The sequence below is a fragment of the Pseudoalteromonas sp. OANN1 genome (assembly GCF_024124685.1).
Classification (GTDB): Bacteria; Pseudomonadota; Gammaproteobacteria; order Enterobacterales; family Alteromonadaceae; genus Pseudoalteromonas; species Pseudoalteromonas piscicida.
Window position 1 is genome coordinate 1 of sequence record NZ_JAMXSE010000019.1, and the last position, 12,538, is coordinate 12,538.

General features: G+C 43.7%; 8 protein-coding genes. 1 reads left to right on the plus strand and 7 read right to left on the minus strand.

Going from position 1 to position 12,538, the window contains the following annotated elements:
* Positions 1 to 656: 656 nt before the first annotated feature.
* Together NH462_RS15400 and NH462_RS15405 are read right to left on the minus strand one after the other, a co-directional pair.
* Positions 657 to 860 (minus strand): hypothetical protein, encoded by a 204-nt coding sequence (locus tag NH462_RS15400; protein ID WP_010375761.1) that lies wholly within the window; start codon positions 858 to 860, stop codon positions 657 to 659.
* Between the two features lie 342 nt (positions 861 to 1,202).
* Positions 1,203 to 1,415 (minus strand): cold-shock protein, encoded by a 213-nt coding sequence (locus tag NH462_RS15405; RefSeq protein WP_010375758.1) that lies wholly within the window; start codon positions 1,413 to 1,415, stop codon positions 1,203 to 1,205.
* A 1,998-nt stretch (positions 1,416 to 3,413) separates the two neighbouring features.
* Between NH462_RS15405 and NH462_RS15410 the strand changes: the two genes are divergently transcribed.
* The gene (locus NH462_RS15410) at positions 3,414 to 4,349 is read left to right on the plus strand and encodes a hypothetical protein (RefSeq protein WP_253106456.1); all 936 of its coding nucleotides are present in this window, start codon (positions 3,414 to 3,416) and stop codon (positions 4,347 to 4,349) included.
* Positions 4,350 to 4,659: 310 nt separating this feature from the next.
* Here the strand turns inward: NH462_RS15410 and NH462_RS15415 are convergent, their stop codons facing one another.
* The 5 genes from NH462_RS15415 to NH462_RS15435 form a co-directional block, all read right to left on the minus strand.
* Complete coding sequence (locus NH462_RS15415) at positions 4,660 to 5,175, minus strand: hypothetical protein (RefSeq protein WP_253106458.1); 516 nt, start codon at positions 5,173 to 5,175, stop codon at positions 4,660 to 4,662.
* A gap of 109 nt (positions 5,176 to 5,284) precedes the next feature.
* Positions 5,285 to 7,957 (minus strand): TonB-dependent receptor, encoded by a 2,673-nt coding sequence (locus NH462_RS15420; RefSeq protein WP_253106461.1) that lies wholly within the window; start codon positions 7,955 to 7,957, stop codon positions 5,285 to 5,287.
* Between the two features lie 74 nt (positions 7,958 to 8,031).
* Positions 8,032 to 9,075, minus strand: coding sequence for a FecR domain-containing protein (locus NH462_RS15425; RefSeq protein WP_253106463.1), 1,044 nt, complete (start codon positions 9,073 to 9,075; stop codon positions 8,032 to 8,034).
* A gap of 23 nt (positions 9,076 to 9,098) precedes the next feature.
* Complete coding sequence (locus NH462_RS15430) at positions 9,099 to 9,674, minus strand: RNA polymerase sigma factor (protein ID WP_253106465.1); 576 nt, start codon at positions 9,672 to 9,674, stop codon at positions 9,099 to 9,101.
* 97 nt (positions 9,675 to 9,771) lie between these two features.
* Positions 9,772 to 12,516, minus strand: a complete 2,745-nt coding sequence (locus tag NH462_RS15435) for a family 20 glycosylhydrolase (RefSeq protein WP_253106467.1) — start codon at positions 12,514 to 12,516, stop codon at positions 9,772 to 9,774.
* Positions 12,517 to 12,538 lie beyond the last annotated feature (22 nt).

Here is a 12,538-nt window from a genome sequence, read left to right on the forward strand (position 1 = left end):
CGGTCAACTGCTGATATCTCATGGTAGTACTGCTTGTTTCTTTGGCGAGAAGAGCGTACCACTTTCAGCAGTTGGCTTCCTCTTCTACGCGATCCCATGAGTGTCGCACTTATTATCTGAAATCAGGGTTATACTGACCATCTATTGAAAACCCGTCTGAAATTGGTCGTTTTTTGAAAATGTAAGCCCATGCCTAAGTGAACTACACGAAGGGATATTTTGAATGCCCGTTCCTGCTCAAATCGGGCCCTTAGTTCATTTATATTAACGGATTTTGTAGCAAGACGAAATCGCTGACACCCACCACTAACTTGCCCTATTGCACACAGGTGATTTTTTTATGCGTCAATTGGCACTGAGCATATTGCACATCCTCGTGGAAAGGCGAGAATTTTGGTCATAGAATCAGAGGGAAGTGTATAAAAAACTAGTGTAGCTATGATCCACTACCTTTATTTATACAAACAAAAAATTGGTTTAAATGAGCGAACTAATGTAGGGTTTGTTCAGACGAATTAGTTAAGATAAACGCTAACTTTTCTATATTAGCTTTTGGTTCATTCCTTGAACTTTGCAACTCAGGTAAGCAAATTTAAAGCGGGGTTAAAGGCAGATACATGCCTTGTCATTTGCTTTAATGTTGAAGTTTATGAGTCTTAAGACTGTCTATTGATGAAACGTTCAGCACGCGCAAAGAGCTTGTCACACTTATCTTTTTGCTCGCTATATTCGACCGAATCTTCCGTAAGAGCATCAAGCACTTCTTTTGCTTGACGATATTCACCTACCACTTGTTCAAGTTTACCTTCAAAATCCTCTTTCCGTGTTTTTTTACTACTTTGTCTTCTTGGTCTAGCCATAACTCACTTCTCTTTAAATCAAAGTCCCAATAATTTCTTTCGCTCTCGTTCAGACAGAATATCTTCGATTTTTCTTCTTACAACGTGAATATTATTTGACTTACTTTTATCAAGAGCCGCATCTTCGCCACTCTTTTTTTTCGACTGTTTTTTCAATTTAAAATACTACCTCTCAAAACAAAATAATATGAACGAAAAACGCATAAAACTCCCTATCAATGTGAGTTAAAAAACGCACATCAATTAAGTGGAGTTTTATGAAATTATGGTGTTAATATTGAAATGGACTTTTACTTTGAGAGATGGATATTAACTGGAAGTCCTCTCCAGTCTATTCGCTACTTATACCAAAGTAACGTTAGCAGCATTTGGACCTTTAGCCCCTTGCTCAACATCAAAAGCCACTTTTTGACCTTCATTCAGTGTCTTAAAGCCTTCGCTTACAATTGATTTAAAGTGAACAAAAACATCTGGACTACCATTTTCAGGTGTAATAAAGCCAAAACCTTTTAACTCATTAAACCATTTTACTGAACCTAAAATCTTATTAGACATATATACCTCGATATATTAAAAAATATTAGTTACTAAGTATGTAATAAAGGAAAAGATATCGCAGAGCATATATGACGAACTGGTTCGAAAGGAAACTGAGAAGAACTTGAACTAAATGTTACATTAATAGGTAACTTATTGAGTCGCCCACTATACACGAAATATAACTAATAGATATAAGTTTCTTTTTTATTTTATTTATTCAACAAAATCAACAGCAAAACCTTTAGCATTACACCCTCGGCTATAGGTGCTTACACCTCACTCAAATACTGGATCATCCGCCCTGAGCGTTTCTCTTCTTTAAAGTCACAGCTGGTTAGACGATATTAAACGAAGTTATCTGTTAAGCAGCGGGTGTCGTGGATATCGCCGTTTGTTAATTGTGATGGGTGTTAGTTATTTTCCTTTGTAACCCTTGCAAACAGCTTCATAGTAAAAATCGTAGAAGCTCTTACAAGCACCTTATTCCCCCTCCATCACACCCGAAAAGCATAAGCTGATATGCAATGTGCCGACAGGATGTCGGCTAAGTCTTGTCTGGCATCATGGACGTGCCTTACAAGACGGTTGCGATACCAATTGTATTAGGTAAATGAGCAATTTGAAGCGGAGAAATAGCTTTAGTAGCTAGGCAAAAATTTTGCTATTTAGTTGTTCTAAATGAGAAATTTTTAACGACGCTAATATGGTATTTCACCCTTCAAATTGATTGGAGACTTAGTGCAATTGGTATTATATATCGGCTTAGGATTTGAGGGTTGAGTGTGATGCTGGGGCGACGTTTTCTTGGTTCGTTCTTTTTCGTCGTTTAAAAAGAATGAACGAGAAGCGCATGGATGCGCTTTGATATTAGCCAAGGAGGGTGATTTCTCCAATAACTCGAGAGTATGTGTAAAGTCAGCCCGTCCTCCTGACTGGTTTCGACGCCCATCCATGGGCTACGACATACTTTTCTTTGATGCCCAAAGAACAAGTATGCAAAAGGAAGGGCACTCCCAGCATCACGCTGACTCCTCAAGTAAATCGCCAATATGAACGTCACCGCTGTGTAAGGGCCATCCTTGGCCCTTACACAGCTTTTCACGCATCCATGCGTTGAAATGACTCATTGGCACTTTACTTTCGGGTGTGATGAGGGAGGAAAACAGTGCTGATAGTGTTGTTTGGTGCTTGCAGGCAAATTTGCTGCTTTTGAGAGAAAAACTAGAACTCGCAACCAAAACTAATCCCCCCTTAACCACACCAGAAAAACATAACTTCTCGGCGGGTGAACCACCTCCCACAAAACTACTTAGACTGTTAATTAGGAGGCGATGCAGATAGTTTTTGTAACCCTTGCAAACAGCTTCATAGTAAAAACGTAGAAGATCTTACAAGCAACTTATTCCCCCTCCATCACACCCGAAAAGCATAAGCTGATATGCAATGTGCCGACAGGATGTCGGCTAAGTCTTGTCTGGCACATGGACGTGCCTTACAAGACGGTTGCACTATATCGGCTTAGGATTTGAGGATTGAGTGTGATGCTGGGGCGACGTTTTCTTGGTTCGTTCTTTTTCGTCGTTTAAAAAGAATGAACGAGAAGCGCATGGATGCGCTTTGATATCTGCCAAGGAGGGTATGTTTGATTAGGACTACTGTGTAAAATCAAGTAGTTAACCTGCTTAATTGCTCAGGCTAGCGGCCTCTGTGCGCGTAAAAAATATAATTGCTTATTAAGGCGAATTTAGGTGTAATGAAGACATAATAAGCGCTGAGCGATGCAGGGAAAGCTTACAAACACTAGCTAAACTGATTACACTAGCTAGGAAAGTGATAGCCTCCAAAAAGCAAATTCCTATAGCATAAACAACACCAACTCTGTCACACCGAGCAGGTAGCAGCTCAGTCCAACAAGCGATTATGCAACACAAACTGCGTGTCGCATAAATACTAAAATGTTAAGAGCCCTGTCTCGTACAGAATAGATGTAACAATTAAAAGGAAGACTTAATTATGAGCGAACACATTGATGCTGTAGCTGAGGAGAAGGAGCAGATTAGCAAAGAAGATTTTGCTGACATTATGGCTGAATTACAAAAAGAGCATGAAGAAATCGATTTTGATGGCGAAATAGGTGGCGATGAATGCTTACTCGAACCTGATGTGGATATTCAACTTCACCCTTCAAGAACAGCTCCAGTGGCTGGCGAGCTATGGTCAATATCAGGTGAAATACACAATAGATCCGACAAGCCAATTTGGATAATTGATACATTAAGCACCGTTGCCTTAGCTCCTGAAATGTATGGACATGCAAGTGATAGAGGATCTATAGGTGCATTTTTTCCTACCATCCAATCAAGACCTCAGCATGAAGTTGTGAGAATTGACTCTGGAGCAAGTTATTCAATCGTATGGAAAATTCCCCCAATAGCAAGGTCTGAAGGTAAAGTAAGTAACTGGGGCTTAGTAGCTAACGCTCTGAAAAACTACTCTTTTTTTAGCCCAGGAATATTTAAAGTTTTTTCAACAATGCATATATTTTCTACGAAGCCACAGTTTAATAAGAAAGGAAAAGTATCAAACATTGGTAGCTCTTTTCCAATAACTGTTTCAAAAGACATTGAAATGGCTCCCTCTCCTTGGGTTTTGATTTTAGGCGCTGCTATTGGTGGCTTACTCTGTTTCGCAATTCAATCATTAACAGGTGCAATACCTTTTGGTGTTGGAGTGTGGGAAGTCCTAAAGGCAACAATCATTGGGGGTACAACTTCCGTATTATTAGCGTCTGTAGCGACAATATTAATCTCGAGGTTGGCAACTACTGAGTTTCTTATCATGATTAAAGTAAAGGATATTTGGGGGGCTATTGCTACTGGCTTTGCTATTCAATGGTTGGGTGTAAGTTATATTGCAAATATTATTAGTTCGATTAGTTCGGGCTCTTAACAAACTAATCAACTCGGACAGATAAAGCTTGGCTTCGCTCATTCTTCGCGAGTTTAGCCAAACTTTATCTGCCGGTTATTAGGGCGTTAGCCCATAGGAATTTTTAAGCGAAATTCGTCTAATACAGCCGACGACCTAAAACGTTTTTGTCCAAAAACGAGCTGTCTGAACGTCAGCTACCATAATTGACTGCAAGCTATCATGGTAGCTGTTGAACGGCCGAGATTTGCACAAACTCCCTTCAAAACTGCATGATTAAATGTCAGCAACGACACTTAAACCCACTATCGCCTTGCGTTTTTGCAAACCACTACACCTCACTCAAATACTGGATCATCCGTCCTGAGCGTTTCTCTTCTTTAAAGTCACAACTGGTTAAACGATATTGAACGAAGTTATCTGTTAAGCAGCGGGTGTCGTGGATATCGCCGGGTAGAAACACTCGGCAATCGCCGGCTTTGAGCGTGTCTGTTCCTCGGGATACAAGGTGGGTTTCGCCGCTTGCTGTGGTGATGGGTTTGTAAGTTGTCATTTCCATTTCGCCGGATTGCACGGCATAAAATACCCAACCTGCGCCATGATCGTGAGGCCGGCGGTACGTGCCCTTTTCTTCGGCATGGGCTAGCAGCATAAAACCATATTCAAGGTCTTGGTAGAGTGTTTTTGATGCCAGTCTTTCACGCATAATGCTCGCAAGCCAAGGCTCGTGCGGTGGAGACTGAGTAAGTTCGCTTAACAATTCACGTACCGTTACTGTGGTGTTTGAATTTAGCCCGCTCCAGTTGGCTTTTATGTCATTGACGATTTTATCTAAGCTATTTTGCATTGCCTCTGCCTCTTACTGTTTGGTCACTGTCATTCGGTTAAGAGGAGCATACAACTTCAAGTTCACTTTAAGTCAAGGAATAGAATTGCTCGAATAATATCGGTTTCGCTTAAAACTGATAACTTAACGAAAGTTTGATGGTGCGACCAAAAATGGGTCTAGCATAAAAGATAGCCTCTTGATGGCTTAAATCGTCCCTAGGATTGCCCTCAGTCAATCCCAAAGCATTGGTGAGGTTTTTAACCTCAAGCTGTGCGCTGAGCTTGTCATTAATTGCCAGCTCGGTAAATAAATCCCATGTTTGATAGGCCGGTAAGGCAAACCGATTGGCAATATCCGAATAGCGTTTACCAACATACGACCAGGTGATAGCCGCGGTAATAGGTCCTGCTTTGTATTCCGGCGTTAGTCGTAGTTGTAACTCCGGCGTGCGTGTTATTTGATTGCCATTAAATTCGCTTTGTGGCAATTGCTTAGGAATGCCGTAAAACCCAGCGTCTTGCCACACACCTATCGCTCTAAATTGCAAAGCCGGACTGTATTGATAGTCAAACTCGAACTCCAGCCCTCGTGTTTGGGTATTGATTGAAACGGCTTGTTGAGTCGTAGCCGCGCCGCGATACACCGTAAGCGGGAGCGGATCAAACTTGGTTTCAAATAACGCGCCACTAAACTGCCAATCAGCGGTTTGATAACGCAGTCCAACTTCACCTAACGCCAAACGAATGGGTTGACCAAAGTCTTGTTGTGCGCGTTCTTTTTCACTTTTAGCCCATCCGCGGCCATTGCCGTAATTAATGAGCCGTGGCATTTCAAAGGCATCGGAATAACGTGCAAATATCGCCATCGCGTCGCCAATTTGGTAATTTGTGCCAATACTGAGCGCATTTTGCGTAAAGGAATCACGCCAAGTGGCAGCCGGGAGATAGTGAGAATAAGCGGCTTTTGATGAATCGGTGTACGACTTTACCCCCTCTAGTAGTGTGCTGGTGAGATTAAGGTGTTCATTACGCAGCGCCAAGTCAACCCTAAGGTTTTCAGTGAGCTGCCAGTCTATATTGGCATACAGCGAATGTGATTGAGACAAGCCGCTACCGCTTAAATAAACGGGACCGGCGTAAGATAAAAAGCCTTGTTCGGTAAAATTGGCAATCACCTTTTCTTGCCCATCAACCAGTACGATGTCCAGTCGCTCGGGTTGATGCTTTACATCCGTTAGTAACGCGCCAAGCCATTTATCTAGTGGTAACTCATCGAAATCACTTCGTGCGTAAATATGACCGAGGGTCAGTGACCACTGCGCGTCGAGATAGTCCACACTAAAATGATTTACCAGCTGCTGTTGCTTGTAACGTGAATATAAAGGATAACTAGCGGTCACGAGACCATTACCATTAAGCGTTGCGGGGTTGGCAACTAAGGTGTTATCTGAATAACGTAAGTATCGAGGGCGCAATGCGCTATTTGCAAAATGGCGTTTAAATTCGGTGATATCGGCGTGTTGCAGTCGGTTTGTGGCGTCGACTATGGTTTGGTTGCCCAAATTCATTAAGGTATACAGGTCATTGTTTAAGCTTGAAAATCGCGCACGATTGCTCAGGTTAAAGTGTTCAAAAAGCGGCGTGTTAAACAGTAAAGTGTAGCTATTTAGGCGTGTTTGCTGGGCGTCTTCTAAGTCACGCTGCACGCGTCCTTCTGGAGTGAAGAAGGTGAGCGATCTTAAGTCGTCGCTCAATAGTGTTCCATCGTCATAAGGCAGGCTCGCCAGCTCTCGAATTTCGCCGCTATTTTGCATCACTAAGGGCGCGTAAAAGCTGGTTTTATCGTTCAAATGTTTATAGCTAAAATCAAGCTCAAATGCGTCGGTTAACCAGCTCATGCGCGCACTCACTTGGCCGCCTAAGTCGCTTTGATAGCCCGGCTCCCGAATACCATCAGAAGTACGATAAAACCCGCCTACCGTATAAAACCATTCATCATTCAACGCTCCGCTAAACACGCCATCAAAACGAGCGTAGTCATAGCTCAATCCCTGACTCACTTTCACTAAATTAAAAGGATTTTCTGAACCTCGCCTGCCGATATAGTTCACCATTGCCGCTGGCCCGTTCACCGTAAAAATACCGCTACTGCCGCCACGCACCGCTTCAATGGCTTGATGGGTTAGGTCTGGACGTAAAAAAAAGTCCCCCCAAATACCGTCATAGGTCACGGGCAAACCATCTTCCATGAGGCTGATAAATCTAAACCCCTCGCCGCCTCTAAGTCCTCTTGGTGCTACATTATTGTTGGTTTCACCTCCCGAGTCTTCAACCCAAAAACCGGTGATATTTTTAAGCGCCTCTGCGCTGGAATACGGTGTTTGTTTTTCAAGTTGTAGGCTTGCAAGCTGAGTGATTGAAATAGACGAGTTTAAAATGCTACGGTTTTTACCGCTTACACCCGTTACGATAATGCGCTCAAAGTGTTGTGCAGACTCAAGTTTTTTAGGAGTCACAAAAATACGCTGCTGCTCTGGGTCTAGGGAAAAGTCGTAGTCAGCTTGCTGAAAGCTGGTGAGCAAGACTTGTTCGAGGGTGTAGCGGCCAGTTATCTGCTCAACGCTAATGTTATCTTGGATTTCGGCTGCACTTAACTGCCAGCCACTTTGCGCGGCAATATCGAGTAAACGCTGCTGCAAAGTCGCTTTAGGCAAGTTAAATTGATGATCCGTGGTAGCAAATGCAACGCCACCAAACCATATTAACCACGCTAACAGCGGGATTAATAGCTTGAATAACATAGTTTAAATCAATGTCTTTATTATTGTATAAACTTTGTACCACTTATATTGTGACTTTGCTATGACACTTTTAGCTAATTTGCGATTAGGGTGTATTCCTCACCTTTTTGCATCACGGTGATCGGATAAATCTTTTCTAAACTATTGAGCCAATCGCTTATTTCAGTGGTTAAAAAGGTGCCATTGTAAGTCAGTTTTGCTAGGCGTTGATCGCTTAACTTCACTTTGATTTCGCTATATCGCGACACATCATTAAGCACATTGCCTAATTCTGCGTTTTGATACACTAAGTAGCCTTTTTGCCACGCCATGGTCAACGCTTCACCTTGGGCTTTACTACGGGTAACGTCGCCTTGCTGCGTGACTTCTACCGCTTGCCCTTGGGTCAATTTAATGGCTTGTTGCTGAGTCACAGCCACACGGCCCTCAAGCACATCGACTCTAATTGAAGCCGGATTGGCGCGAACATTAAACACTGTGCCTAGCGCCTCGACTTGGCTGTTTTGGTAGCGCACGATAAACGGTCTCTGCTTGTCTTTACTCACGCTAAACAGCGCCTCACCTTGGTATAACAGTAGTTCTCTTGAAGTGTTGCTGTAGCGAACAGCTAATTGGCTATTGGCCCCTAAATCAACCTGACTATTATCATCAAGGGTAATGGTGCGATGCTCATTGACCTTAGTTTGAAAGAACTCGCTGTACACTGTATCGACTGGTGCAGGCTTGACACTGGCAACAGGTGCTTGCTGTAGTGGCTGCTCCGGTGCCATAAAAGTCACCAAACCAAACAGCAGCAAAGTCGCGGCAATCGCAAGATACCAAGGCTGAGCGCGGCGTTTGGATGGTGGTTTAATGTCAGCTACAGCCGTGGTGTTTTGTGCATCCAGCTGTGCAAGCTGCTGAGTAACATAGTCATCGTCAAGTTGGGCTGAAAGCGTCCAAAGCTCCAACATTTTGTTGAACACGTCACTGTGTTGCGAATTTTCAGCTAGCCAAGCGTTTAGCGGCTGTGGATATTGAGTGCTATCGTGAGGTGAGATCTGCTGCTCGTCTAAGACTAATAACCAATCAGCGGCTTGTTCTTCAATTATTGCTAAATCGTCAGATAATGGAGTCATGTTTATATCCTTAACACTCATGATCAAAGCTCATGCTGTAACTGCTGGTAGCAATGACGAACTGCACGTAATACATATTTTCTTACCATACTTGGGGATATCTGTAAGGTCAAAGCTATCTCCTCATAGCTTTGACCACGTATTTTATACAATAAAAAAGCCAGCCTACATTTGTCGGGTAAGCTTGCGAGAGACTTTTCCATTTCTTTAAGTAGCTCTTGGTTGTGGTGGTTTTGTTCAGGGTTAGCACTTGCACAAGGCTGTGGCATTTGATCGCTATCGTGCTCACGATCATCAAACGGGCTACGCGCTTTGCGCCGCAGCTTATCAATGGCCAAATTGGTTGCAATTTTATACAGGTACGCGGCGATGTAGTTGCTGACATTATCCTGCTCAAGTCCAAGCAACTTTACAAACGCCTCTTGGGCAACGTCTTCCGCCTCACGTTTGTCTAACCCTTTGCCCATAATATGGCGGATCAGCTTTTGCTGTTGTTTTAAAAACAGCTGCTCTACTTGCTGACGACGTGCAAGGTCATCGTTTGCAGCGACCTTAGTGGTATCGACTGCTTTACGCTTAAAAGATAATAACAGTGGCATGAATACGCATCCTACTCTTCCATTTGTGTTAGCGTGCAGCGAACCCATAAATAGCCAAAAATTAATAGGTTCGCTGGCGTTGCTTAAACTAATTTGCTTAATTAACCGTTGCGACTCGGCTTACTTTGCCCGAATCACTCACCGTTCTGAGTTGTACTTTAGATGACGCAGTCAATGTCACAGGCCCTTCATAGCGATGCCATGTTACGCCTTGGTCAACCGAATACTCCGTAGCCATGCCAACAAACCGGGTATTGACGATTAACTTACCACCTTCAATCGCGCCTCCAGGTAACGGAATACGATAATTTACCCCTACTTGCTGTGGTATTTGAGCATTAATATCGACCACTTGGTAATAATCCAATAGTGGTAGAGCGTATTGTCCTAAGGTATTAGTAAAGGTGTGCCAAGCCTCGGTAGTCGCTGCACCTTGCGCAGGCATATCCTGCACCCATGCACGCTCAGCGGCACCCAGTAATTTCGGGAAAGTCATATAATCAAGAATTTCTGGTGACTTTTGGTTTTCGCCAAATAGTTGCGCCTGAATACCTTGAACATTTTGTTTACCCGCTTCGCTCAGTAACACCCATTTTGGGTCCCACGGCACTGGATTGCCTAGCTTGTCACGCTCTGCATTGGCGTAAATATTAAACGGACGATATTCAAACGCCTTTTTGGTATCTGTGTAACCTGCCCAATGATAGCCTATTTCATCAGGATGTTTGTTATACGCAAGGTCAAGATACAAGTTTGTCGCATGGGCCAGCACGACTTTGTGACCTTGGTTCGCAAATTTGTAGGCCTGATGCTCATTGCCCCAACCCCACACGTTATTCCAAAACACGGGGAATATCTCACCGTAACTTACATTACCCGTACCATTGTGCGATAACACATCGCCCCAAGTTGCCATATCAAAGCCATGCTGATTGACTATCTGCTTCCAGCGTAAAAAGAAGTAGTCAAACAGCTCTGCATCGGTTTTGCCCGCCGTAGCTGGGTTTTGATCTACCGCTGGAGATTGCGCCCACCATTCATTCGGACCTAAATGTGGCAGCTCGTCACCACCGCCATGCAGCCGAGTCAATGTCGCATCGGGCACGGCATCATAAATAGCGCGTGTTTCTTTCACCACATGGTTGAGGAAAGTAAAGGTGCTCTCAAGTGCTGGGTTCACAAAGTTGTCGGTATAAAATTGTGGGGTGTAATACTGCGACTGGTCGAGCGGATCAATCAATCTAAAACGATTTGCTTCAACTGGGTCGCTATCTTTGTATTTGTTGTAGCGATATTCCATCGCTTTGATTGCTGCGCGCGCATGGGCTGGAAAATCATATTCGATGATCACATCAATATGACGGTCAGCGGCATACTGAAGAATTTCTTTAAAATCATTCACCGTGTAGTAGCCCCAGCCTTTACCGAGAAAGTTTTGCTGAGCAATTTCAAAGCCTTGATAACTAGGCGCGGTACCTAAGTTTGCAGCTGTTTCATCCGTGGGTTTATTTTCAATCCCATCTCCTGGCGCAAAGCCATTGGCAGCTCCCATAAACGTATGCAGCATCGTACTTTCGCTCAGGTCATATCCCCGCTTTGCTCCAAACTCCGTGAGTTCAGGAATACCGGGAATTTCTAGTCGCCAACCTTCATCGTTGGCAAGGTTAATTTCAAATTTGTTTAACTTGTAAAAAGCCATTAAGTCTAACAACTTAAATACCGTTTCTTTGCTTTGGAAATTACGCGACACATCCAGCATCATGCCTCGATATTCAAACCGTGGTGCATCCAAAATAGTGCTAGCGGGTAGTACGGCATTGTCGGACAAAGTGGCTGAGTTTTTAGCCGTTTTATACACAGTGGTTGGGATCATTTGACGAAGTGTTTGAATACCATAAAACACCCCTTGGGTGTCACTTCCAGTAATGGTGATCCCCGAAAATGCATCGACCTCAAGCTTATAACCACTTGCGTCCGGCTGATTGTCTTGATTGGTATCGAGATTTGGGTCTAGCTGCAACTTGATAAGGTTCGGGCCATTTTGCACGGTGCTATTAATCGCAAATGTGCCACTCAGAATATCGCGCAGCGCAGTTTGTAAGAAGGAGGCTTCTTTGGTCAATGAAGTCGGCGCTGAAATACTGGTTAATTGGCTCATCAAAGTTAAGAATTCATCATTCGGTGTGACCACTGAATGGGGCTGTGGAACCAAGCGATTTTTCAGCGGCAATGTCATGTGCGTCGCGCTGTTTTCGGCGAATCGGATGGCGGACGTTTGCACCTGCATATTATCGTTAACCGCTTGCTTTGTTTGTTTTGGATCGCTAGGGTCCATCATCACGTCCACCAGCACAGCTTGAGGCGCTTGATTATTGTAGCTAATGTGAAAACCCGACGGTGAGTCGTTTTTCAGCATTTGCCAATACTGTGCAACGATTTCAATAGTACGAGACTCACCGGGTTGAATGGGGGCAAAACCCGCTACGGGCTTAAGTACAAAGTAATCACCACTTTTTGCTTCATCGGCATTTTCTAAACTTAGATTCTGTGCGGCGATATGCTGGCGCGCATACTGACCATTTGGATCTGAGTCTGGTAGTACGCTTGCAGGCGGCCTTACCGAGCTAAAATAAAGCGCCCAGCCAGACTCACCCAACGGCTCAAGACCATTATTAGTAATCGTCAAACTGCCAAGAAAGATGTTTTCTCCAATGCCATGATCCACGACTTGCCAGCGTAATGCTAAGTTATCTGGGTGAGGATGTGCGACGCTATAGTGGCTCGCAGTCAACAAGGCTAAGCCTGACAGTGAGGCAGTAATTATCTGTTTTTTTGCAAACATGTTGGCTCCTAAAATATTGTTA

Bases quoted from the DNA above. Each gene is read 5' to 3' on its own strand.
- NH462_RS15400 (WP_010375761.1), bottom strand. From the start codon at position 860: ATGGCTAGACCAAGAAGACAAAGTAGTAAAAAAACACGGAAAGAGGAT.
- NH462_RS15405 (WP_010375758.1), bottom strand. From the start codon at position 1,415: ATGTCTAATAAGATTTTAGGTTCAGTAAAATGGTTTAATGAGTTAAAA.
- NH462_RS15410 (WP_253106456.1), top strand. From the start codon at position 3,414: ATGAGCGAACACATTGATGCTGTAGCTGAGGAGAAGGAGCAGATTAGC.
- NH462_RS15415 (WP_253106458.1), bottom strand. From the start codon at position 5,175: ATGCAAAATAGCTTAGATAAAATCGTCAATGACATAAAAGCCAACTGG.
- NH462_RS15420 (WP_253106461.1), bottom strand. From the start codon at position 7,957: ATGTTATTCAAGCTATTAATCCCGCTGTTAGCGTGGTTAATATGGTTT.
- NH462_RS15425 (WP_253106463.1), bottom strand. From the start codon at position 9,075: ATGACTCCATTATCTGACGATTTAGCAATAATTGAAGAACAAGCCGCT.
- NH462_RS15430 (WP_253106465.1), bottom strand. From the start codon at position 9,674: ATGCCACTGTTATTATCTTTTAAGCGTAAAGCAGTCGATACCACTAAG.
- NH462_RS15435 (WP_253106467.1), bottom strand. From the start codon at position 12,516: ATGTTTGCAAAAAAACAGATAATTACTGCCTCACTGTCAGGCTTAGCC.